Source organism: Seongchinamella unica (genome assembly GCF_004354085.1).
Classification (GTDB): Bacteria; Pseudomonadota; Gammaproteobacteria; order Pseudomonadales; family Halieaceae; genus Halioglobus; species Halioglobus unicus.
The window spans coordinates 1,386,175-1,407,621 of the sequence record NZ_SMSE01000001.1 but is presented as its reverse complement, the minus strand read 5'-3'; the positions used below and the strand labels follow the sequence as shown (position 1 = coordinate 1,407,621).

General features: G+C 60.1%; 23 protein-coding genes. 6 read left to right on the top strand and 17 right to left on the bottom strand.

Going from position 1 to position 21,447, the window contains the following annotated elements:
* Positions 1 to 87: 87 nt before the first annotated feature.
* Complete coding sequence (locus E2F43_RS06215; RefSeq protein WP_133210643.1) at positions 88 to 711, bottom strand: c-type cytochrome; 624 nt, start codon at positions 709 to 711, stop codon at positions 88 to 90.
* A 36-nt stretch (positions 712 to 747) separates the two neighbouring features.
* Positions 748 to 1,041, bottom strand: coding sequence for a c-type cytochrome (locus E2F43_RS06210; protein WP_133210641.1), 294 nt, complete (start codon positions 1,039 to 1,041; stop codon positions 748 to 750).
* A 116-nt stretch (positions 1,042 to 1,157) separates the two neighbouring features.
* Between E2F43_RS06210 and yihA the strand changes: the two genes are divergently transcribed.
* Positions 1,158 to 1,838 carry a ribosome biogenesis GTP-binding protein YihA/YsxC gene (yihA, locus tag E2F43_RS06205; protein ID WP_133210639.1) on the top strand — a complete coding sequence of 227 codons (681 nt, stop codon included), beginning with the start codon at positions 1,158 to 1,160 and terminating at the stop codon, positions 1,836 to 1,838.
* A gap of 208 nt (positions 1,839 to 2,046) precedes the next feature.
* On the opposite strand, the gene polA is transcribed toward yihA, so the two are convergent.
* The 5 genes from polA to E2F43_RS06180 all read right to left on the bottom strand — a co-directional run bounded on the left by polA (position 2,047) and on the right by E2F43_RS06180 (position 8,033).
* Positions 2,047 to 4,758: a DNA polymerase I gene (gene polA / locus E2F43_RS06200; RefSeq protein ID WP_133210637.1), complete on the bottom strand. Its 2,712-nt coding sequence runs from the start codon at positions 4,756 to 4,758 to the stop codon at positions 2,047 to 2,049.
* Positions 4,759 to 5,042: 284 nt separating this feature from the next.
* Positions 5,043 to 5,711: an SCO family protein gene (locus E2F43_RS06195; protein ID WP_133210635.1), complete on the bottom strand. Its 669-nt coding sequence runs from the start codon at positions 5,709 to 5,711 to the stop codon at positions 5,043 to 5,045.
* Complete coding sequence (gene cyoE, locus E2F43_RS06190) at positions 5,708 to 6,607, bottom strand: heme o synthase (RefSeq protein ID WP_133210633.1); 900 nt, start codon at positions 6,605 to 6,607, stop codon at positions 5,708 to 5,710. The genes E2F43_RS06195 and cyoE overlap by 4 nt, the downstream gene beginning before the upstream one ends.
* Positions 6,608 to 6,614: 7 nt before the next feature.
* Positions 6,615 to 7,274, bottom strand: a complete 660-nt coding sequence (locus E2F43_RS06185; protein ID WP_133210631.1) for a hypothetical protein — start codon at positions 7,272 to 7,274, stop codon at positions 6,615 to 6,617.
* A gap of 3 nt (positions 7,275 to 7,277) precedes the next feature.
* Entirely contained in the window at positions 7,278 to 8,033 is a 756-nt protein-coding gene (locus E2F43_RS06180; RefSeq protein WP_133210629.1) for an SURF1 family protein, read from the bottom strand.
* Between the two features lie 72 nt (positions 8,034 to 8,105).
* On the opposite strand from E2F43_RS06180, the gene E2F43_RS06175 reads away from it, so the two are divergent.
* A complete protein-coding gene (locus tag E2F43_RS06175; protein ID WP_133210627.1) occupies positions 8,106 to 8,351 on the top strand; it encodes a DUF2909 domain-containing protein in 246 nt (81 codons plus the stop codon).
* Positions 8,352 to 8,566: 215 nt separating this feature from the next.
* Here E2F43_RS06175 and E2F43_RS06170 read toward each other — a convergent pair whose 3' ends face one another.
* From E2F43_RS06170 to coxB, 4 genes are read right to left on the bottom strand one after another with little or no spacing between them, the layout of a single operon-like run.
* Positions 8,567 to 9,538 (bottom strand): cytochrome c oxidase subunit 3, encoded by a 972-nt coding sequence (locus E2F43_RS06170; RefSeq protein ID WP_133210625.1) that lies wholly within the window; start codon positions 9,536 to 9,538, stop codon positions 8,567 to 8,569.
* A 40-nt stretch (positions 9,539 to 9,578) separates the two neighbouring features.
* The gene (locus E2F43_RS06165; protein WP_133210623.1) at positions 9,579 to 10,139 is read right to left on the bottom strand and encodes a cytochrome c oxidase assembly protein; all 561 of its coding nucleotides are present in this window, start codon (positions 10,137 to 10,139) and stop codon (positions 9,579 to 9,581) included.
* Between the two features lie 14 nt (positions 10,140 to 10,153).
* Positions 10,154 to 11,734, bottom strand: coding sequence for a cytochrome c oxidase subunit I (gene ctaD / locus E2F43_RS06160; protein WP_133210621.1), 1,581 nt, complete (start codon positions 11,732 to 11,734; stop codon positions 10,154 to 10,156).
* Between the two features lie 15 nt (positions 11,735 to 11,749).
* Positions 11,750 to 12,895, bottom strand: coding sequence for a cytochrome c oxidase subunit II (gene coxB, locus E2F43_RS06155; protein ID WP_133210619.1), 1,146 nt, complete (start codon positions 12,893 to 12,895; stop codon positions 11,750 to 11,752).
* Between the two features lie 346 nt (positions 12,896 to 13,241).
* Here coxB and E2F43_RS06150 point away from each other — a divergent pair, with 346 nt between their 5' ends.
* Together E2F43_RS06150 and E2F43_RS06145 are read left to right on the top strand one after the other, a co-directional pair.
* Positions 13,242 to 14,558 (top strand): MATE family efflux transporter, encoded by a 1,317-nt coding sequence (locus E2F43_RS06150; protein ID WP_238946761.1) that lies wholly within the window; start codon positions 13,242 to 13,244, stop codon positions 14,556 to 14,558.
* A gap of 64 nt (positions 14,559 to 14,622) precedes the next feature.
* A complete protein-coding gene (locus E2F43_RS06145) occupies positions 14,623 to 15,255 on the top strand; it encodes a hypothetical protein (protein ID WP_133210615.1) in 633 nt (210 codons plus the stop codon).
* A gap of 9 nt (positions 15,256 to 15,264) precedes the next feature.
* Here E2F43_RS06145 and E2F43_RS06140 read toward each other — a convergent pair whose 3' ends face one another.
* Positions 15,265 to 15,534, bottom strand: coding sequence for a YheV family putative zinc ribbon protein (locus E2F43_RS06140; RefSeq protein WP_133210613.1), 270 nt, complete (start codon positions 15,532 to 15,534; stop codon positions 15,265 to 15,267).
* A gap of 71 nt (positions 15,535 to 15,605) precedes the next feature.
* Here E2F43_RS06140 and E2F43_RS06135 point away from each other — a divergent pair, with 71 nt between their 5' ends.
* Positions 15,606 to 16,166 (top strand): gamma carbonic anhydrase family protein, encoded by a 561-nt coding sequence (locus tag E2F43_RS06135; RefSeq protein ID WP_133210611.1) that lies wholly within the window; start codon positions 15,606 to 15,608, stop codon positions 16,164 to 16,166.
* Positions 16,167 to 16,172: 6 nt separating this feature from the next.
* Here E2F43_RS06135 and aroE read toward each other — a convergent pair whose 3' ends face one another.
* The 5 genes from aroE to E2F43_RS06110 all read right to left on the bottom strand — a co-directional run bounded on the left by aroE (position 16,173) and on the right by E2F43_RS06110 (position 20,755).
* Positions 16,173 to 17,009 (bottom strand): shikimate dehydrogenase, encoded by an 837-nt coding sequence (aroE, locus tag E2F43_RS06130; RefSeq protein WP_133210609.1) that lies wholly within the window; start codon positions 17,007 to 17,009, stop codon positions 16,173 to 16,175.
* 3 nt (positions 17,010 to 17,012) lie between these two features.
* A complete protein-coding gene (hemF, locus tag E2F43_RS06125) occupies positions 17,013 to 17,927 on the bottom strand; it encodes an oxygen-dependent coproporphyrinogen oxidase (protein WP_133210607.1) in 915 nt (304 codons plus the stop codon).
* Positions 17,928 to 17,997: 70 nt separating this feature from the next.
* Positions 17,998 to 18,564, bottom strand: coding sequence for an L-threonylcarbamoyladenylate synthase type 1 TsaC (gene tsaC / locus E2F43_RS06120; RefSeq protein WP_420820767.1), 567 nt, complete (start codon positions 18,562 to 18,564; stop codon positions 17,998 to 18,000).
* A 161-nt stretch (positions 18,565 to 18,725) separates the two neighbouring features.
* On the bottom strand, positions 18,726 to 19,637 hold the full coding sequence (gene dprA, locus E2F43_RS06115) for a DNA-processing protein DprA (protein ID WP_133210603.1): 912 nt from the start codon (positions 19,635 to 19,637) through the stop codon (positions 18,726 to 18,728).
* An 86-nt stretch (positions 19,638 to 19,723) separates the two neighbouring features.
* The gene (locus tag E2F43_RS06110; RefSeq protein WP_133210601.1) at positions 19,724 to 20,755 is read right to left on the bottom strand and encodes a LysM peptidoglycan-binding domain-containing protein; all 1,032 of its coding nucleotides are present in this window, start codon (positions 20,753 to 20,755) and stop codon (positions 19,724 to 19,726) included.
* A gap of 183 nt (positions 20,756 to 20,938) precedes the next feature.
* Between E2F43_RS06110 and def the strand changes: the two genes are divergently transcribed.
* Positions 20,939 to 21,445, top strand: a complete 507-nt coding sequence (def, locus tag E2F43_RS06105) for a peptide deformylase (protein ID WP_133210599.1) — start codon at positions 20,939 to 20,941, stop codon at positions 21,443 to 21,445.
* Positions 21,446 to 21,447: the final 2 nt, after the last annotated feature.

Below are 21,447 nucleotides of genomic sequence, written 5' to 3'. Positions count from 1 at the left end.
CTCAACTGAGACCACCAATCGGATAACGGGTTCGCTCAGCGATAAAAAAAGGCGGCAAATTGCCACCTTTTTAGGTCCAGCAGTACATTACTTGAGGCCGGATGCGTAGCTCGCGACTGCCTCGATTTCCTTGTCGGACAAACCGAAGGCCGTGGTGCGCATAATCATGGTATCACCGTCGTTGGTGCGACCTGACTCATCCTCGTAGCCTTTGCGATAGGCCTTGAGCTGGGCCGCGATATAATCCGCATGCTGGCCCGCCAGCGCCGGGAAGCCGGCGGGGGCATTACCCTTGCCGTTGGGTGAGTGACAGGCGGTACAGGCGGCCACCTTGCGCTCGGCAACCCCTGAGCGGTAGACCTTCTCGCCCAGGGCGACCAGATCGGGATCAGCCTGGCCACCGGAGCGGGCCTGGCTGGCGTAAAACGCCGCCAGATCCGCCAGCTGCTGATCGCTCATGTTATCGACCTGGCCGACCATGGTGGGCACGGGGCGGGCACCATCGCGAATGTCTATCATCTGCTTTAGCAGGTATTTCTCACCGAGGCCCGCCAGTTTGGGGAAGGTCGGCGCTGCGCTGTTGCCATCGGCCCCGTGACAGGCACTGCAGGTTACCGACAGTTCCTTGCCGTTGGCTGCATCGCCCGTCTGGGCGGCGGTGGCTTGGCTCAGGCCCAGCAGCAGGCTGGCCAGGATTACAACGTTCTTCATGTTCGTTCCAGATTGTTCGTGGGTGAGACCGCCGAATCACTCGGCGGGCTTGGACATAAACTCGATCATCGCCTTGTAGTCTTCATCGGAGCAGTCGAAGCACATTCCTTTGGGGGGCATGGCGTTGAGGCCCGAGTTGACTGACGCTACCAGGACGTCCATACCCTTGGCCAGGCGTGGTTCCCAGGCGGCCGCGTCACCGGTTTTGGGCGCGTTAGCGGCACCGGTTGCATGGCAGACGGCGCAGCTCTTGTTGTATTTGTCCATATCGGGCTCGGCCATGGCCGATGACGCGCAAAGCACCAGGACTGCGGCAAAAATTTTCTTCATGAGACACCTCATAGTTAATGGCGCGGCCACGTACCCGCGCAAGCTTTTGATAACAGGCGAAAAAAGCTGTGGCATTATATACGAGATACTCACACCTAAAAAGGCAATACCGCACAATGTCTGAGCAGGATCAAGTGCCGGCTCCCGAGGCCCCCGACTACCGCAGCGCCACGTTCCTGACCAGTGCCGCCAAACTCCACCAGTGCCCTCCGGATGAGGGCTGGGAAGTGGCCTTTGCGGGTCGTTCCAACGCTGGAAAATCCAGTGCAATCAATAGCTTGACTAATAACAAGAAGCTTGCAAAAACCTCTAAAACGCCCGGTCGCACCCAGCTGATCAACTTCTTTGAGCTGTCCGACAGCCAGCGACTGGTCGACCTTCCCGGTTACGGTTTTGCCAAGGTACCAGTGGCCGTCAAGAAAGAGTGGACAAAACAGCTGGAGAATTACCTGGCAAAACGGCAGTGCCTGCGGGGCTTGATCCTGCTGATGGATGTGCGCCATCCACTACAGCCATTCGATGAGCAAATGCTCAACTGGGCGCTGGCAGCGCATATGCCGGTGCATATCCTCCTGACCAAGGCGGACAAACTGAAGAAGGGGCCCGCTAACAACGCCTTGCTGGCTGTGCGCAAGGCGATGAAACCACACGAGGAGCTGGTCAGTGTGCAGCTGTTCTCGGCGCTCAAGCACAGCGGGCACGAGCAGTTGATAGAGGTACTCAACGACTGGCTCACCGATGTCAGCGTGTATGAAGATGATGAGGGAATTGAGAGCTGCCAGGGCCAACCCAGTTAGCATGAACAGCCCTTGGGCAAAAAAACCCGGTTGCCTCTAGGGGGAAGGCAACCGGGCCACCTAGGGTCTCTGGGGAAAGAGACTTGCTCGTGAAGGTTATGGAGAAAACCTTCATTAGGGATGTAGCGCTCGCTACATAACCTATGACCGGGCTGTGACCGACGAGTTCCCTGCGGTCATAAAAATTTTCCGCGCGGCTGGACCGGACCTAGTGGGCTTCGTCCCAGTTGTCCCCGACCCCGGCCTCCACCAGCAGTGGTACCGACAAGTCGGCCGCGCCGGACATCAGGCTGCAAAGCTGCTCACAGACCGGATCGACCTGGTCAGCAGCCACTTCCAGCACCAGTTCATCGTGCACCTGCATGACCATCCGCGCATCGGCCTCACCCTGGCCAAGCCACGCGTCTACCGCCAGCATGGCCCGCTTGATGATATCCGCGGCAGTGCCCTGCATGGGCGCGTTGATGGCGGTGCGCTCCGCAGCCTGCACCCGCATTTTGTTGCGCGCATTAATCTCCGGCAGGTAGAGGCGCCGCCCGAACAGGGTCTCCACATAACCCTGCTCTTTGGCCAGGGCCCGGGTGCGATCCATATAACGGGCAACACCGGGATAGCGCTCGAAGTAGCGGTCGATATACGCCTGGGCCTCGTTGCGCCCGAGATGCAGCTGTTTCGCCAGGCCGAAGGCCGACATCCCGTAAATCAGGCCGAAATTAATCGCCTTGGCCTTGCGCCGCTGCTCTGCCGATACCTCTTCCAGATCAACTTCGAACACTTCCGCGGCGGTGGCCCGGTGCACATCCAGGCCCTCCTGGAATGCCGCCAGCAGGCCCGGGTCAGCGGACAGGTGAGCCATAATACGCAGTTCGATCTGGGAATAATCGGCAGCCACAATCCGGTAACCTTCCGGCGCGATAAACGCCTGGCGGATACGCCTGCCCTCCTCCGTGCGGATGGGAATGTTCTGCAAGTTCGGGTCGGAGGACGATAGCCGGCCGGTGGCGGCCACTGCCTGGTGATAGGAGGTATGCACCCTCCCCGTCTGCGGGTTGACCATCTCCGGCAGTTTGTCGGTATAGGTAGACTTCAGCTTGGAGAGACTGCGATATTCCAGCAACAGCTTGGGCAGGGGGTAGTCCAGGGCCAGCTCGGCCAACACCTCCTCCGCGGTGCTGGGCGCGCCCTTGGGCGTTTTTTTGATCACTGGCAATTCCAGCTTGTCAAACAGGATTTCTCCCAGCTGTTTTGGCGACCCCAGGTTGAATTCCTGCCCCGCCAGTTCATAGGCCCCGGCCTTGAGCTCCTCCAGCCGCTGGCCCAGTTCCTTGCTTTGCCTGTGCAGCAGCTCGGTGGACAGCAGTGCCCCCTGGCGTTCAATACGCGACAACACCGGGACCAGCGGCAGCTCGATATCGCGGAATACCGACGCCAGGCTGCCCTGCTCTTCCAGCTTGGGCCACAGGGTCTGGTGCAGGCGCAGGGTGATGTCGGCGTCTTCCGCCGCGTAAGGTCCCGCCTCTTCCACCTTGATCTGATTGAAGGTCAGTTGTTTGGCGCCCTTGCCGGCGATGTCTTCAAAGTGAATCGTGGCTTGTCCGAGGTATTTCAGGGCCAGGCTATCCATATCGTGGCGGGTGGCGGTGGAATTCAGCACGTAGGATTCCAGCATGGTGTCGTAGGCAATACCCCTGAGCTCTATGCCGTGGTTGGCCAGCACACTGGCGTCGTACTTCAGGTTCTGGCCAATCTTGGCCAACTCCGGGTCCTCCAGCAGGGGCTTTAGCTGGGCCAGTGCGGCATCCCGGTCCAGCTGCTCGGGGGCGCCCAGATAGTCATGCGCCAGCGGTACATAGGCCGCCTTTCCCGCCTCAACGGCAAAGGAGACGCCGACAACCCTCGCTTCCATGTAATTCAGGCTGGTGGTCTCGGTGTCGAAGGCAAACAGCGCCGCGGTTTGCAGTTGCTGCAACCAGCGATCGAAATCCGCCTGACTGGTCACCAGTTCATACTGGGTATCCACCTGCTCGGCAACCGGTGCCTCGCCCTCCCCCAGCAATTCCTCCAGCCAGGAACGGAATTCCATCCGGGTAAACCAGTCGACCAGGGCCTCGTTATCGGGTTCACCGTTGGCCAGCTGGTCGGGCGTCTGCTCCAGATCCACATCGGTCTTGATCGTGGCAAGCTCGTAGGACAGGTAGGCCTTGTCCTTCTCCGCCTCCAGTTTCGGGCCCAGGGATTTGGCACCGCGAAAGGACAGTTCAGCCACCTTGTCCAGGGCGGCGTAAATCTCATCAAGGCCGCCCAGCCCCTGCAGCAGGCCCAGGGCGGTCTTCTCCCCTACTCCAGGAACTCCAGGGATATTGTCGACTTTGTCCCCCATCAGGGCGAGAAAATCGATAATCAGGCTGGGCGGGATGCCGAACTTCTCCTCCACCCCGGCCTCGTCCATGACGGTACCGGTCATGGTGTTGACCAGGGTGGTGTGGCTGTCCACCAACTGGGCCATGTCCTTGTCACCGGTGGAAATCACCACGTCCCGGCCCTGTTGACTGGCCTGGCGCGCCAGGGTTCCGATCACATCGTCCGCCTCCACGCCCTCGACGCAGAGAAACGGCAGTCCCATCGCCTTGACGATAGCGTGGATGGGTTCTATCTGCTCGCGAAGTTCATCGGGCATGGGCGGACGCTGGGCCTTGTACTCGGCAAATATGTCATCGCGGAAGGTTTTGCCCTTGGCGTCGAAGACGACCGCCACCGGCGATTCGGGATAGTCCGCCACCAGCTTGCGCAACATGCTGATCACACCGCGCACCGCGCCGGTGTTACGCCCCTCTGAAGTCGTCAGCATCGGCAGGGCATGAAAAGCCCGGTAGACGTACGAGGAACCATCGACGAGCACGATTGGAGGTGTTGAAGCCATTTTAGAACTCTCTGCCAGTAAGTGTCAGGCCAAATCTGCTTTGAGCCCGCCTGGAAAACGTGATTGCCCGCCATCCCCGCACAGGCCGGGTCCCGGCCCGGTTTCCCGTTACCTTCGCGCAGGCCCGGATCCAACCCGGTTTCACCGTCCTCCCCGCGCAGGCGGGGATCCATTATGCCTGTGGATTTTTCTGGATTCCCACCTGTCTGTGCGGGAATCACTTATCAGGAGAAAGACCCTCTATTCATGTGCCCTCCCGATTAGTCAGTGCTTACTTTAAGAATTCAGCGCTGCCACAGAAAGCGGGCCGAGCGATAGGTAACCTTCATCTTTGCCTGGTCCAGTGGCGCCTTGAAGAAACCGTGGTAATCGCCCCGGGGGTTTATCAGTACCACATTGGCACTATGATCCACCTGGTAGTTTTCATCCTGACCCGGCACCTTGCGGAAGGGTGTGTTCAGCGCCGTGGCAAAACGGTGCACATCGAGGAACTCCCCGGTTACCCCGAGAAACTCCTCGTTGAAGTAGGGCACATAAGCCGCCAGCTGTTCGACCGTGTCCCGGGCCGGGTCGACCGTCACCAGCACGACCTGGGTGTCCTCAGCTTCAGTGCCCTCAAGCTGGCCCATGAAACCGTCGAGGAAAGCCATGGTGGTCGGGCAGACATCCGGGCAGTGGGTAAAGCCGAAAAACACCAGCGTCCAGCGGCCCTCCAGACGGTCTCTGGTAAACGCTTCGCCATGATGATCGAGCAGCTCAATTTCACCGAAGTTGCGCGGAGTTTCCAGCAAATAAAGGCCATTTGCTTTCATTTCCGTGGCGGTCATCACCCGGGGTTGCTGGATGCGATAGACGAATCCGCCGACAATGAACGTGATAAATACAAGAATGGCGGCAACCGTGATTTTCACGTTGCGGGACTGGGCGCGCTGGCGCTCGTCGACTGTGCTCATAGGGTACTCACCGGAAACAGGTAGTGATCAACCAACATCACCACAAACAGGGCCATGAGGTAAATAATGGAATATTTGAAGGTCTCCATCGGCGCCCTGGGGTTTTTGTCGCGGATCAGTTCCACCGCCCAGTAGAGAAACCCCAGCCCCAGCACCACGGCTCCCAGCAGGTACAGCGGGCCGCTCATGCGGGTCGCGTAGGGCAGCAGGGTGATCAGGAACATAATGATGGTATACAGCAGGATTTGCAGCTTGGTGAACGCCACCCCGTGGGTTACCGGCAACATGGGTATGCCGACGGCAGCGTATTCCTCGCGACGATGGATGGCCAGCGCCCAGAAGTGGGGCGGCGTCCAGGCAAAAATAATCAACACCAGCAGCAGGCCGTGGCCACCGACCTCACCGGTGACAGCGGTCCAGCCGAGCAGTGGCGGTGCCGCGCCAGCCAGGCCGCCGATGACAATGTTCTGTGGCGTCGCCCGTTTCAGGAACATGGTGTATACAAAAGCGTAGCCCACCAGCGAGGCGAGAGTCAGCCAGGCGGTGAGCGGATTGATGAACAGCATCAGGATCGCCATACCCAGGCCACCCATGATCAGGGCGAAAATCGCCGCCTGCGAATTGCTCACCCGGCCGGTGGCGACAGGACGGTTGTGGGTGCGGGCCATCTGCAGGTCTATGCGCTGGTCCACCAGGTGGTTGACCGTCGCCGCGGCGCCGGCGCAGAGGGCAATGCCCAGATTGCCCAGAACCAGCACGTCCAGCGGCACCATTCCGGGAACCGCCATAAACATGCCGATGGCGGAAGTGAGAATCATCAACAGGACCACATTGGGCTTGGTCAGCTCCTTGTAGTCGCGCCAGGAGGCGTCTTCGGTGCTCTGTACTTGGGCCATGGCGCTGTTACTCACTGGAATTCTTCAGCAGGAACTTGAGGTCGGAAATCACGTCCTTGTAGTGAATCCCGCTATTGTAGGACATCATCACCCAACCCGCCGGATCGACGAGATACCAGGTGCTGGCATCGGCCTGTTGTTCAGGAAACAGGCTTTGGTAGTCGCCCTCGGCCAGGGTCAGCGCGGTCATGCCCCGGTGCTCGCTTGCCAGCAGCTCACTCATCGAGGCCGGGGCAGGGCGCTGGTCACTCAGCTCGCTGACATCCAGGCTGGTATCCGCCAGAGGCTGTTCGCTGAGATAGAGCCGGCCTATGCGGCTGAACTCCTTGCCCATGGCAATGTGGATCTGGCGGGTGACGTACAGGGTATTTTCACAATCGGCATTACAGCCGGGGCCTTCATTGGCCACCACCATGGTCCATTTGCGGGGTAGGTCGCTGTACTGCAGCAACACGCCCCTGTCATTGCGCATCTCGTGATCGTCCAGCTGCCGCGGGGGCTGGACCAGTTGGCCACTGTTGGCCGTGCCCAGGGCTCCGACCAGGTCCAGGTCGCCGTTGACCACGTAATACCACAGCCAGGTGGCCGCCAGGATCATGGTTAGCGGTATTCCGGCAATCATCAACAGCACAAGGCGATTATTGCGGATCTGTTGTTCTTCGCTCATAACTTACTCTTTATCGGCGCCCTCTGCGGGCGCGCCTCTGATCAGCTGCCACAGATTGCTACTGCGCAGCAGGTATATCAGCGCCAGCACTGCGGCCATGGCAAACCACTGTACAGCGTAACCCCGGTGCTTGGCGGGGCTGGCGTTAATGAACACCCAGTCCACCGCCAGCGCTCCGGTCTGGCCCCCGTCAATACGCACGGGGTAGGGGAACAGCCTGCCCGCCAGCGAATCAGCAATCTTGTCCATTTCCACCGCCTGCAGACGCCTGGGCCAGGACTCGGCAATCGCTTCATCCGCCAGCAAATAGGGCGCTCCCGGTGCCACGTACACATGGCCGGTCAGGCGCACAGGACCCTGGATATCAGCCACCCTGGGCAACTCCCGGCGGCTCGCATCTGCCGGCACCCAGCCGCGGTTTACCAGAGCCAACCCCCCGGAGGCAAGCTCAAACACGGTGAGCACCTCATTGCCGAATCTACCCTGCAGCATCCGGTTGTCCAGCAGGAAGTGCTGGCCCGGCAGATATTGCCCCTCCAGAACTACCGGGCGGTAGGCGAGGGCAGCGGCGTCTTCTCCCCACAGTTGCGCCAGCGGGGCGGGCGGCAGGGCCTGCTGTCGCGCGAACCCCGAAGCCAGCAGAGCCTTCTCATCCGCCCGCTGCAACTGCCAGAACCCCAGTGAAATCAACAGCGGCAGCAACACCAGGGTAAACAGGGTGATGCGCCACTCGAAATCAAACTCCAGGCGGGTTGCCATCTACCGCAACCCCGCTGCGGGCCTGTGAGCCCAGCCTGGTTTATACTGCACGTTCACCTAGGAGGTATTCCCTTGTTAAAAGCCCTGATTATTGTCCTGATGCTGGCGCTGGTCGCCAGCCTGGGCAGCGGATTTTACTACCTGATGATTGATCAGGGAGACAAGAATAAACGCCGGACGTTCCACTCTCTTGGCGTTCGCCTGACCCTGGCGGCGGCACTGCTCGGCATCATCGTCTATGGCGTTGCTACTGGCCAGCTGGGCAATCGCAACCCCTGGGATGCAGGCCCGATTCCTGTGCAAAAAGCCGAGCAATAACGCCTGATTCACCATCCTATAACCCATCATCCCCGCGCAGGCGGGGATCCAGTGGTCCTGTCACACTAAATCATCTACTAATCACGCACCGCCAAGGCGTGCCTAAAAGTGCCAGACTTTAAGATGATTTTGGACGGGAGATTCCCTGGATCCCCGCCTGCGCGGGGATGACGCTTGTTGGAGGGGAGCCGGGTTAGAGCACCCCTCCAAACGTATTACAAAATATAGACAAACAGGAACAGGAACACCCACACCACGTCTACAAAGTGCCAGTACCAGCTGGACGCCTCAAAGCCGAAGTGATCGTCGGCGGTAAAGTGGCCCTTCAGGCTGCGCATCAGCTGGATCGCCAGCATGGTCATACCCATAAACACGTGGAAGCCGTGGAAGCCGGTCAGCATGAAGAAGGTGGAGCCGTAAATACCGGAGTTCAGGGTCAGGCCGAAGTGCGCATAGGCCTCATAGTATTCGTAAAACTGAACGAACAGGAATATCACACCCAGGGCGACGGTGATGCCCAGCCACAGGTTGAACTTCTTCTTGTTGCCGTCGAGTATTCCCATGTGAGCCACATGGCAGGTAAAGCTCGAGGTCAGCAGGATGATGGTGTTCCACAAGGGCAGCCACTGGTACCAGTGGCTGACTTCAGAGAAATCCATGCTGGTTTCAGCGCTGGTGAAAGAGCCGTTGTTGGCAATGGGCTGTGCAGCGGCACCGCCAACCGCTTCCTGCGGGGTCTGCATCATCGGCCAGGAATACTCAAAGCCTTCCCAGAGGATGCCGTTCATACGCCCGCCTTCGCCCTCACCGGCCAGCCAGGGACCAACCAGGGTGCGCACGTAAAACAGGGCGCCAAAGAAGGCGAAGAAAAACATCACCTCAGAGAAGATGAACCAGAACATGCCCAGCACGTAGGACTTCTTCAGCTGGGCACTGTTCATGCCCGCAATATTTTCCTTGATGGCCTGGCGGAACCAGGCGAACAGGGTGGCCAGGAAGAAAAACAGGCCGAACAGGAATACAGACCAGGAGCTGGTGGTCTCGTTCGGATCGCCAAAAGTCATGTCATTCATGATGCTGGCGGCACCATAGATGGACAGGATCAGGCCTATCGTGGCCATGATTGCCATCTTGCTCTTCTCGGGTACGTAATACTTTTCGTACTCAGTAGAGGTCGGATTACTCATTTTATTTCTCCGTTGTTTCGCAGGTTCCCCAACCTGCGCCTCAGCGTACGGCCACCGGGCCGCCCGCCATATCTGTTACATCAAAAATTGTATAGGACAGGGTGATGGTACGGATGTCCCGGGGCAAGTCCTGGTCGACAATAAACTGCAGCGGCATTTCCGCGGCACTGTCACCATCCAGAGGCTGGTGGTTAAAGCAGAAGCACTCTGTCTTGTGAAAGTACTCGGCGGCCCGCGCGGGAGAGACACTCGGTACCGCCTGGGCAACCATTGCCTGGGGCAGTGGGTTGCGGGCGTGGAACACCGTGTCGTTTACCGCTCCGGGGTGGACCTTCATGGCAGTGACGCTGGGCCCGAACTCCCAGGGCATGCCCTCGTTGTTGGTTGCCACAAACTGGACCGTCACCGTACGACTTTCGTCAACTCGGGCCTGCACCGCGGTGTAGGCCTCTCCCGACGTCTTGCCATTAATGCCCAGGGCATCACAGAGCACGTTGTAGAGAGGGACCATCACCACAAAGACAAACGCAAACATAGCCACCGCTACCGCCACCAGCTTGATGACGGTATCGATGGAAGGGTTGGCGCTTAATCGAATCACGAACTATACCTGCCTCAAGAGTGGGCGTGCGCCGGGTCGATCTTGGGCGGCGTCTCGAAGGTGTGGTAAGGCGCCGGAGTCGGTACCGTCCACTCGAGGCCTTCTGCGCCATCCCAGACTTTCTCTTCGGACGTCGGCTTACCGGCAACAATAGTCGCGATCACGTTGTACAGGAACAGAATCTGCGACGCACCGTAAATGAATGCACCAATCGACGACATCATGTTGAAGTCGGCGAACTGCAGGGCATAGTCTGGAATACGGCGGGGCATACCTGCCAGGCCCACAAAATGCTGCGGGAAGAAGGTCAGGTTGAAGCCGACAAAGGAGATCCAGAAATGGGTCTTGCCCATGGTCTCGTTGTACATCCGGCCACACCACTTCGGCAGCCAGTAGTAAACCGCCGCGGTCATCGAGAACACCGCACCCGCGACCATCACATAGTGGAAGTGGGCAACCACGAAGTAGGAGTCGTGGTACTGGAAGTCGGAGGGCGCAATAGACAGCATCAGGCCAGTAAATCCACCGATAGTGAACAGCACCAGGAAGCCCAGTGAGAACAACATGGGAGTCTCAAAGGTCATGGCGCCGCGCCACATGGTGGAAATCCAGTTGAACACCTTCACCCCGGTGGGCACCGCGATCAGCATGGTGGCGTACATGAAGAACAGCTCACCGGCGACCGGCATACCTACGGTATACATGTGGTGTGCCCACACAATAAACGACAGGAAGGCAATCGATGCGGTGGCGTAAACCATGGAGTCGTAGCCGAACAGCGGCTTACGGGAAAACGCGGGAATGATCTGGGATACCACACCGAAGGCGGGCAGGATAATGATGTACACCTCGGGGTGGCCGAAGAACCAGAACACGTGCTGGAACAGGACGGGGTCACCGCCACCGGCGGCAGAGAAGAAGCTGGTGCCGAAGTGAATGTCCATCAGCATCATGGTCACCGCACCGGCCAGCACAGGCATGACAGCCACCAGCAGGAAGGCAGTGATCAGCCAGGTCCAGACGAACAGCGGCATCTTCATGTAGGTCATGCCGGGGGCGCGCATATTCATTACCGTGGCGATAATGTTGATGGAGCCCATGATGGATGACAGACCCAGTACGTGTACCGAGAAAATAAAGAACGTTACTGACGGCGGAGCGTAGGTCGTGGACAGCGGTGCGTAAAACGTCCAGCCAAAAGCGGGTGCGCCACCCTCCATGAACAGGGTGGATGCCAGCAGCAGGAACGTCGGCGGCAGGATCCAGAAGCTCCAGTTGTTCATCCGTGGCAGGGCCATATCCGGCGCCCCGATCATCATCGGGATCATCCAGTTAGCGAGGCCAACGAAGGAGGGCATAATCGCCCCGAACACCATGACCAGGCCGTGCAGGGTGGTCATCTGGTTGAAAAAGGCGGGTTCTACCAGCTGCATGCCGGGCTGGAACAGCTCGGCACGAATAACCATGGCAAAGAAGCCACCCAGGATAAACATTGCGAACGAGAACCACAGGTACATGGTTCCGATATCTTTGTGGTTGGTGGTGAAAAGCCACCGGCTGATGCCCTTCGCAGGGCCGTGATGATGATCTCCCATCGTAAACTCCTCCGATTAGCCTTTCTTGTGGTTAAAGACGTCAATGGGCTGAACCATGTCGCCCATATTATTGCCGAATGCGTTGCGCTGGTAGGTGATGACCGCCGCCATATCGACGTCGTTCAACTGGCCACCAAAGGCCTGCATCGCCGTGCCGGGCACACCATTGATACCGATATTCAGGTGGCCGGACAGCTCACCGGTGGCAATCGCGCTACCGGCAATGGCAGTGCCCACGCCCCCTTCACCGGCGCCGCCGTGGCAGGCCAGGCAGTTGCGCTCGTACACCGCCTTGCCGCGCTCCATCAGCTCGTCCATGGTGAAAGTCTGGGCCATCAGCTGCTTGATTTGTGCCGCCTCGGCCTGCTTTTCGCCCAACCACTGCTGGTATTCGTCCTGGCTGACCACGTTGACCACGATAGGCATGAAGCCGTGATCCTTGCCGCAAAGCTCGGCACACTGGCCGCGATAAACGCCCTCCACATCAGTGCGGGTCCAGGCCTCGTTGATGAAGCCGGGAATCGCGTCCTTTTTGACCGCCAACTGGGGGACCCACCAGGAGTGGATCACGTCGTTGGCGGTGACCAGGAAACGCACCTTGGTGTCAGCGGGAAGCACCAGGGGTTCGTCCACTTCCAGCAGGTAGTGCTCACCCTTGTTCTCGCTGTTGTAGATCTCGCTCTGGGGAGTGCGCAGGTTGGAGAAGAAGCTGACGTTCTCGCCATCTTCGTTCAGGTATTCATATTTCCATTTCCACTGGTAGCCGGTGACCACAATGTCCATGTCGGCATCGTCGTTGTCGTAGATTTCCAGCAGGGTCGAGGTCGCCGGGACCGCCATGGCAATCAGAATGAAGAAGGGAACCACCGTCCAGGCAATTTCCACCTTGGTACTTTCGTGGAAGGTCGCCGGTTCGTGCCCCCGGGATTTGCGGTGGGCATAAATGGAGTAAAACATCACCCCGAAAACGCCAATACCGATGACCGTACAGATCCAGAAGATAATCATGTGCAGGCTATAGATCTGCCTGCCCACTTCAGTCACCCCCGGTGACATGTTGACCTGGTTAACCTCGCCTCCAGCAGCCAGTGCGGCCGCACTCAACAGCATCAGCACAGGACCAAGCGCGAGCTTGCTCAGCCGCTTCGCTTCAGAAAACATTTCCCGTGTCTCCATTATTTAGTCTCATTTTATAATTCCCCCCAGCAGGCCATGGTTATTCCCTCACCGTCCCGATTCACCTTGTAGTCCAGATAAAACAACTACCTTCTGACCACCCGTGGATTGGGGGGCAGAGACGAAAAGACAGGGCGTGATTGACCAACTGACTCCATTCCGCCGAGAGTGCGACCATTGGACGCACCGGCAAAACGCTGGAAGTATAACCGCAGTGCGCCGCAAAACCAAAGCGATTCGTAGCGCCCCCTGAGCGCCAGAACCCCTGAAAACAGGGGCCTGGCGCCATTTTCAACCGGACCCGGGTCAAGATATGGAGAACAACAGGCAGTTGGACCACAAAATATGGGGCATCGCCTGGCCCGCGCTGCTGTCCAACATTTCAATTCCACTGCTCGGGCTGGTGGACTCCGCCATTCTCGGGCACCTGGACACCAGCAAGTATCTCAGTGCGGTGGCAGTGGGTGCCGCGTTACTGTCTTTTCTCTACTGGGGATTCAGCTTCCTGCGTATGGGCACCACGGGACTGGTGGCAAGGGCGGAGGGGGCCGGAGACATACTGGGTTCCTTATTGGTATTGGCCAGATCCGCTGTGCTCGCTATCGGGCTGTCGGCGCTGGTCATCCTGTTTCACCAGCCCCTGATTGCGCTCGGCCTGGCCCTGATGTCGCCGGCCCCGGAACTGCAGAACCTGGCCCAGTCTTACGCCGGGATACGCATCGCCAGCGCGCCGGCAGTGCTGGTGACCTACACGGTCGTGGGCTGGTTTATCGGCCGCCAGAACACCCGCTGGCCAATGCTCATCGTCGTGGTCACCAACCTGGCTAACATCGGTCTCGACTTTCTCCTGGTCCTGGGCCTTGGATTGAACAGCGACGGTGCGGCCCTGGCCACGGTGATCGCCGAATACCTCGGTTGTGCGATAGCCCTGCTGGCTGTTTATACACAGTTACCCGACCTCGGTGGACTCCGATTCAAGCAGCATCTGATGGATGTTAGCGCTTACAAACAACTACTCAATAGCAATCGCCACCTGTTTGTTCGAACCGTCTGCCTGCTGTTCAGCTTCGCTTTCTTCACCGCCCAGGGCGAAAACTACGGCAGTCAGGTGCTGGCCGCCAACACCCTGATAATGCAGCTGCTGATGCTCGCCAGTTACGGCATGGATGGCTTTGCATTTGCGGCCGAAGGAATGGCGGGGCAACGCCTGGGAGGCGGGGATCTCCCTGCCTTCCGGCGCGCGGTGGGGCGCTGCGCGCTGTGGACAATGGTCTCCGCCCTGGTGCTGAGCCTTGCGTTCGCCCTGTTACAACCACGACTGATCAGCGTTCTGACGGATATAAATTCTGTTAGGGAACTCATGAGCCAGTACTATCCGTGGCTGATCCTGCTGCCGCTGTTGGCAGCCCCCAGCTACCTGCTTGACGGCGTCTTTATCGGTGCCGCCGAGACGCGCTACATGATGTCCACCATGCTGCTGAGCGTGGGGCTGGTGTATTTGCCCCTGTGGTATCTCTTCGCCGGGCTGGGTAACCATGGCCTGTGGCTGGCCTTCGCCGCCTTCAACCTCGCCCGGGGGCTTAGCCTCTTCTACTGGTATCGCCGCCTGAGCCGGGAGGGCGGCTGGTTGCCGCCAAATCCTGCCTAGCGAATCTGCGGGTTTGTACTAGCCTGAGTGATACCTCTGGCGAAACCGCGCTCCGGGTGGCCACATGACCACAACGGAAATCAAGGAAACCATCCATGCTGCACTCGAGCAGGAGGCGCAGACGGGTGAATTTCGCCACAGCCTGGAAGCACGGCTCCCCGAACTGCGGCAAAAACTGCTGCTGCCCGAGCCATCACCCGTCGATGCGCTGATGGCCTTTGTGGTCAGTTATGCCGGGAGCGTGCCCGGCAGTATCAGCCTGGTCACCGCGGTGAGCAAGCGTCTGCAATTTTTCGATTACGCTGCTCCCTTCCTGCACATGGCAGAGGACTACTTCCTCAGACCCCCAGAAATACTGCCCGGCGACGGGGGGCTGGAAGCCCTGCTGGACGAGGCCTTCCTGGCTCACCGGTTACTTGAGGAAGTCAACGATCACCATATTCGCCACCTGCAGCGCCCCCTGCTACCCCTCGATATGACCGAGGCCAATCTCATTGTTCACTACCTGCTGGGAGACAAGCTGGCGACGCAACTGGAACAGCTGGTGCAATTTACCGCCTCGCACCTGCTGGAACGGGAGCACGTCTGGGAAAAGGTGAAAGCCCTGCAGGGCATCGAACCGGCGCCAGGCGAACTGATCTGCACCGGCACTCTGGTACAGGCCGACCAGCAGATCAGGCTGCGACTGGGCAGATAGGCCCGGTACTTATTCGGTATCGCGCTTTTCAGCAGCGCCGGGGTCAACCAGGGTAACGGCCTCCGCCGGCGTTTCCACCCTGCGGGCGGCAGCGCGACTGACCCGGGTGGGCAATTCGCCCGGCGCAGCAGCGCCAGCCAGCGGACGCGCCTCGGAAAAGTCGCAGGCCACGCACTCCCGGGTCTGGGTATCCAGATCGACCACGATTTTGTCCATTTGACCGCAGCGCGGGCACACTGCGCCGGCGATAAAGCGACGGCGATGGGTTGTACTGCTCATGGGAAAGGGCTGGCCAGTAACTTCAGGGCTGGCTATTGTAACAGCCTGCAACCGTTGATGAGAGGCATAACATGGAGCATCACACCCGGACCAGCCTGCGCAGTTTCCACGGCAAAACACCCTCGCTGGGAGAGCGGGTATTGGTCGATCCCAGCGCGGTGGTGCTCGGGGATGTCACGCTGGGGGATGATGTGTCCGTCTGGCCGCAGGTCGCCATCCGCGGGGATATGCACAGCATCACCGTCGGAGCCCGCACCAGCGTACAGGATTGTGTCGTGCTGCATATCACCCACGCCGGCCCCTACAACCCCGATGGTTACCCCCTCAATGTCGGTTGCGATGTCACCATCGGGCATGCGGCGGTGCTTCACGGTTGCACTATCGGCGACAGGGTGCTGGTCGGGATGGGGGCGATCGTCATGGATGGCGCTGTGGTGGAGAGCGACGTCGTGATCGCCGCGGGAGCGCTGGTTACCCCGGGCAAAACCCTGCGCAGCGGTTACCTCTATGGGGGCAGCCCGGCACGGGAAATGCGCGAACTGAGCCAGGGCGAGAGGGACTACTTCGTTTACAGTGCGAACAACTACGTGAAGCTGAAAGACCAGCATATTGCAGCGCTGGAAGCGGGATAGGGGCGATCAGGCCGCTTCCATCGCCTGCCTGATCTGGTAGATGACCGGGCGGGTCTCCGGTCTCTGTCCGCGCCAGATGTAAAAGGACTGTGCCGCCTGCTCCACCAGCATTCCCAGCCCGTCGGCCACCGCCCAGGCGGCGTGATGTGCAGCCCAGCGCATGAACGGCGTGGGTTCCGCGCCGTATACCATGTCGTAACAGCAGCTGCGCTCGGTGAGCAGGGTGCTGGGCAGGTCCGGCGCCTGGCCGGAGAGGCCGGCACTGCTGGCATTGATCACCAGGTCGAACTGGCGCTCACCGATCAGCGTAAAACCACCACCGGTAATACTGCCCAGGTCGCCAAATTCCTCCGCCAGTAGTGCCGCTTTGGCGGCTGTGCGATTGACAATGAGCAGCTCGCGGGGCCGCTCCCGTAGCAGCGGCTCCAGCACGCCGCGAACAGCACCACCGGCACCTATAATCAGTACGCGCTGGCCCTGCACAACCCAGCCGAGATTCGCGACCATATCCCGCACCAGGCCAATGCCGTCGGTATTATCGCCTTCCACCACACCGTCATCGGCCATCTTCAGGGTGTTGACCGCACCGGCACGACGGGCTCGCTCGCTGAGGCGGCCGGCAAACTGAAACGCTTCCTGCTTGAACGGTACCGTTACGTTAAGGCCACGGCCCCCGCTCTGGAAAAACCGGGTTGCCGCCTGCTCGAACTTGTCCCTGTCAACCCGCACCGCGCGATATTGCATCGCCTCGCCACACTGCACGGCAAAGGCGCCGTGAATGGCCGGTGACTTGCTCTGCTTGATCGGGTTACCGAAAACGGCGTATTTGTCCTGCTCCGCCATGGTTTATTCACCGGCCTCGGTCAACCAGTCCCGGCCCTGCAGGAAATAGTCAGTCAGTTCAGCTTCCGGGCTGCCAGGTTCCGGCTGGTAGTTATACTCCCAGCGGACCAGCGGCGGTAGTGACATGAGTATGGCTTCGGTTCGACCGTCTGACTGCAGGCCGAACAGGGTGCCACGGTCATACACCAGGTTGAACTCTACGTAGCGTCCGCGGCGATAAAGCTGGAACTGGCGTTCCCGTTCCCCGTACGCCTGGTGCTTGCGGCGGGCGACAATTGGCCGGTAAGCGGGAATAAAGGAATCTCCCACAGCGCGCATGAACGCAAAGGACTGGTCGAAATCCCATTCATTGAGGTCATCGAAAAACAGGCCGCCAACACCCCGTGGCTCCCCGCGGTGCCGCAGGTGGAAGTACTCGTCACACCATGCCTTGTAGCGGGGATAAACCTCCTCCCCAAAGGGCTGGCAGGCTTCGCGGGCCACCCGGTGCCAGGCAATGCAGTCCTCGCGGTTGCCGTAGTAGGGTGTCAGGTCGTAGCCGCCGCCAAACCACCACACCGGCTCAGCGTCCGGCTTTTCGGCCACAAAAAGGCGCACATTGGCGTGGGACGTTGGCACGTGGGGGTTGTGGGGATGGATGACCAGGGACACTCCCATCGCCTGGTAGCTGCGGCCCGCCAGCTCCGGCCGCGAGGCACTGGCAGACGGCGGCAGATTCTCGCCCATGACATGGGAAAAATTGACCCCGGCTTTTTCAAACACAGCACCCTCCGCCAGCACCCGACTGCGACCACCACCACCCTCGGCGCGCTGCCACTCGTCGGTGATAAATGCTGCCTCGCCGTCTTCTTCGGCCAGGGCGGCACAGATGCTGTCCTGCAGGTTCAGGAGGTAGGATTTGACCGGTTCAATCTGCATTTCTACTTTCCTTGGGCAGGGGCGGATGCATTATACGCACCCGCTGCGGCGAACAATAGCGGCGCTGCCATCACGCCCGGATCAGGGCCCCGGTGGCGAGATCACGAATCTGGCTCGGGCCACTGGCCCCTCCCACTTCCCCGGGGAGCATGCCATCGAGGCTGCCGCCAAAATACCGCAGCACCTGAAAAGCTGCCCTGGGCGGCTGGGCACCGGCGGGATTGGCAGAGGTGGACACCAGCGGACCGCCGAAAGCCTCGCATAGGGCGCGAACCACGGGGTGCGCGCTCACCCGCACCGCTACGGTTGGAAAACGGCCGTGAATCCAGGGCTGAACCCGGTTGTGGTGGGGCACCAGCCAGGTGTTGGGCCCCGGCCAGCCGGCACTCAGCGCGGCCCGCTGCTCCGGGGTCAGATCAGCGAGTAGAAAGGCGAGTTGACTTTCACTGGCCGCCACCAGGATCAGCCCTTTGTCAACCGGACGATTCTTCAGTGCCAGTAGCCGGGAGACTGCCCGCTCCGAATCAGGATCGCAGGAGAGACCCCAGACCGCCTCGGTCGGACAGGCGACCACGCCCTCATCCTCGAGAGCGGTGAGTGCCGCCGCCAGGCGCAGTTGTGAGGGCTGTGCGGGCACGATCAACCCGTCAGGGACGCCCACACAGGGGCTTCTTTCCAGGAAGCGATGAGGTTTGCCTTGCTCACCCGTATCTCCAGTTTGCGCGGGCATGAAGGTAAAAGCCCGAAAAGGCGCGAAATTTTACCAACCCTGATTCAGTTAGCAAGCAAAACCCGGGGTCATCCGGTGCGGATATAACCGCCCGGGCAACGGCTCACTTTCCCGGCCAGTTCCAGCGCAGACAGACCGCTCATGACCTGGGCGACAGACAGGCCACTGGCATCCACCAGCTGGTCGACGGTGACCGACTCGTAGCCCAACAGATCCAGTAATTCTGGTGGGGCAGTGTCAATATCCTCATCCACCGCCGGCGGCGGTGCCAGTTCCATTTGCAGCCGGTACAGCGGGTCGAGCTCCTCCAGCACATCGTTCATACACAACACCATCTTGGCGCCGTCGCGCAACAGGCGCAGGCACCCGGCGCCGCCGGTGTGGGCGATCGACCAGGGCAGGGCGAACACCTCCCGACCCTGTTCAGTGGCCGTGTTTGCGGTGATCAGCGAGCCGCTGGGCAGGGCCGCCTCCACCACCAGAACCCCCAGGGCAAGGCCGCTGATAATACGGTTGCGGCGGGGGAAGTTATGCGGCAGCGGCGGGGTACCCGGGGGGAATTCGGATACCAGGCAGCCCGAGGCGGCAATCTGCTCGCCCAGCGGTTGATGCCTGGCCGGGTAGAGACTGTCGATGCCCGTCCCCAGCACGGCCACCGTGTTGCCGTCGGCAAGGAGTGCGCCACGATGGGCCGCCCCATCGATGCCCAGGGCCAGGCCGCTGGTGACACCCAGGCCCGCCCTCACCGCCGCCGAAGCCAGTTTTTCCGCGGCCTTGAGACCCGCTGCCGTGGCCCGACGGGCACCCACCATTGCCAGCTGCGGTCTGCTCAACAGCCTCGGGTCGCCGCGCACATAGAGCAGGGGCGGGGGATCGGCGATGGTTTTCAGCAGGGGAGGATAGCGGGAATCCGCAATGGATATCACATCCGCGTCTACCGCTTTGAGGGCGGCCCGCAGATCTGGATCTGCAACAGTCATACATCATCCTTGACGTAATGTCGGTTGGTTGTGATGGGGCCTGGGCCCCGGGCATCGCGTCCCTGCGATACCCTCGAAACTTCCTGTTACGGGTTTTTGACCTTGTCCAGTACCTTCAGTGGGCGGTTGGACTTCAGAATCAGGGCATAGCTGGCCTTTTCAAAGGTCTCGAAGACCATTGCCAACCCGGCCCGCACATCGGGCAGGCGTATGTTCTCTTCTGCCACCTTGTCGAACACCAGGTCGCCGCTCTGGTATACGGCCAGTACATGGCCGACCTCCAGGCCGTCACGCAGACCCTTGTTCAACACGACGATGTCAGTGGTGCCGATCTGGGTGACACCGCCATCAACGGCGATCATGTAACCGCCTTCAATCTGGGCTTCCGGTGCCCTTGGCTGGAAGGTGGCATCCAGTACCCGCTCTTCCTGGGGCAACAGACGATCGGCGATACGAACCTCTTCGGTGACCCGGTTGATCTCCAGCTCGGTGACCTCATCCCGGTTGGAGGAGATCAGCTTGGCATTGCCGATATCCTGCGCCTGGTAGCCCAGCAGCTCTTCGGTCAGCGGGTCGCGGTAGGTTTCTCCGGGGCGATAAATGCCGTAGGCCCGCTCACCGTCGGGGAAGGGACCGCGGCCGAAGATCAGGTCGCCGGGGGCACTGATCAGCGAGCCCTGGTCGCCGGCCACAATGTAGGCCGAATTGTTGATTTCGTTGGCGCCGAGAATGCGGTGGCGCAGCAGGAAGGCTCCGATTTCATCCAGGGGAATGGTCGGTATGGCCAGGTCCAGCGGCTGGACCCGCATGTTGGGGATCAACTTGACATCGCGGCCACGGCGCAGGCGCAGGCGGGGCTGCCCATCCACCCATACCAGGTACAGTTCATCCCCGGGATAGATGAGATGGGGGTTGTCGATCTGCGGGTTGACGTCCCAGAGCTCCGGCCACAACCAGGGTTCGCGCAGGTACATGCCGGATATACCCCACAGCGTGTCCCCTTTCTTGACGATGTAGGTTTCCGGCACATCGTCGTTAAGCTCCACTGCTGCCTGCAGTACTCCGCTGAATATCAGCGAAACCAGTAGCAGCCAGATCGAGAGTGACCTTGTTTTCATTTTTTCATCCCTGCGTGGCCCTGTTATCCCCTGCCCGAGTGCGCCAACTATGGGCACCCCTTAACCCCAAGCAGTATAATAGATTACAGTGTGCTGCCGCGTTATGCCGCTGGCAAGCCTAAATGTTACTTTTCCCGCACCTCATGACGGGCTGTAAAAATCCGCAAAAAGAGCACTTTCTCCATGGCTGTACTGGACATTCTGGAATTTCCCGACCCCCGCCTGCGCACGGTGGCCAAACCCGTGGACGCGGTCACCGACGCCCACCGGGAGCTGATCGACAACATGTTTGAAACCATGTACGCAGCACCGGGTATCGGCCTGGCCGCCACCCAGGTGAACGTGCACGAGCGCATCCTGGTGATCGATTTGTCGGAGGAGCAGAACCAGCCACGGGTGTTCATCAATCCGCAAGTCGACATTCTCGACCCGGAGCTGGGCGAATATGATGAAGGCTGCCTGTCGGTGCCCGGCTATTACGAAACCGTCAACCGTCCCAGGCGGATTGCGGTGACTGCCCTGGATCGCGACGGCAAGCCCATTGCCGAGGAGCTCGATGGACTGCTGGCCATCTGCCTGCAACACGAGATCGATCACCTCAATGGCAAACTGTTCGTGGACTACCTGTCGCCACTGAAACGCAATCGCATCCGCAAGAAGCTGGAAAAAGACCAGCGCCGCCGAGACTGACC

Excerpts from the sequence above, each read along its gene's own strand:
- E2F43_RS06185 (WP_133210631.1), bottom strand. The coding sequence starts at position 7,274 with ATGAGCGAAGAACAACAGATCCGCAATAATCGCCTTGTGCTGTTGATG.
- E2F43_RS06210 (WP_133210641.1), bottom strand. The coding sequence starts at position 1,041 with ATGAAGAAAATTTTTGCCGCAGTCCTGGTGCTTTGCGCGTCATCGGCC.
- E2F43_RS06180 (WP_133210629.1), bottom strand. The coding sequence starts at position 8,033 with ATGGCAACCCGCCTGGAGTTTGATTTCGAGTGGCGCATCACCCTGTTT.
- dprA (WP_133210603.1), bottom strand. The coding sequence starts at position 19,637 with ATGACTGTTGCAGATCCAGATCTGCGGGCCGCCCTCAAAGCGGTAGAC.
- E2F43_RS06215 (WP_133210643.1), bottom strand. The coding sequence starts at position 711 with ATGAAGAACGTTGTAATCCTGGCCAGCCTGCTGCTGGGCCTGAGCCAA.
- cyoE (WP_133210633.1), bottom strand. The coding sequence starts at position 6,607 with ATGGCCCAAGTACAGAGCACCGAAGACGCCTCCTGGCGCGACTACAAG.
- E2F43_RS06140 (WP_133210613.1), bottom strand. The coding sequence starts at position 15,534 with ATGAGCAGTACAACCCATCGCCGTCGCTTTATCGCCGGCGCAGTGTGC.
- polA (WP_133210637.1), bottom strand. The coding sequence starts at position 4,758 with ATGGCTTCAACACCTCCAATCGTGCTCGTCGATGGTTCCTCGTACGTC.
- ctaD (WP_133210621.1), bottom strand. The coding sequence starts at position 11,734 with ATGGGAGATCATCATCACGGCCCTGCGAAGGGCATCAGCCGGTGGCTT.
- yihA (WP_133210639.1), top strand. The coding sequence starts at position 1,158 with ATGTCTGAGCAGGATCAAGTGCCGGCTCCCGAGGCCCCCGACTACCGC.
- coxB (WP_133210619.1), bottom strand. The coding sequence starts at position 12,895 with ATGTTTTCTGAAGCGAAGCGGCTGAGCAAGCTCGCGCTTGGTCCTGTG.
- def (WP_133210599.1), top strand. The coding sequence starts at position 20,939 with ATGGCTGTACTGGACATTCTGGAATTTCCCGACCCCCGCCTGCGCACG.
- E2F43_RS06145 (WP_133210615.1), top strand. The coding sequence starts at position 14,623 with ATGACCACAACGGAAATCAAGGAAACCATCCATGCTGCACTCGAGCAG.
- hemF (WP_133210607.1), bottom strand. The coding sequence starts at position 17,927 with ATGCAGATTGAACCGGTCAAATCCTACCTCCTGAACCTGCAGGACAGC.
- E2F43_RS06195 (WP_133210635.1), bottom strand. The coding sequence starts at position 5,711 with ATGAGCACAGTCGACGAGCGCCAGCGCGCCCAGTCCCGCAACGTGAAA.
- aroE (WP_133210609.1), bottom strand. The coding sequence starts at position 17,009 with ATGGCGGAGCAGGACAAATACGCCGTTTTCGGTAACCCGATCAAGCAG.
- E2F43_RS06110 (WP_133210601.1), bottom strand. The coding sequence starts at position 20,755 with ATGAAAACAAGGTCACTCTCGATCTGGCTGCTACTGGTTTCGCTGATA.
- E2F43_RS06135 (WP_133210611.1), top strand. The coding sequence starts at position 15,606 with ATGGAGCATCACACCCGGACCAGCCTGCGCAGTTTCCACGGCAAAACA.
- E2F43_RS06170 (WP_133210625.1), bottom strand. The coding sequence starts at position 9,538 with ATGAGTAATCCGACCTCTACTGAGTACGAAAAGTATTACGTACCCGAG.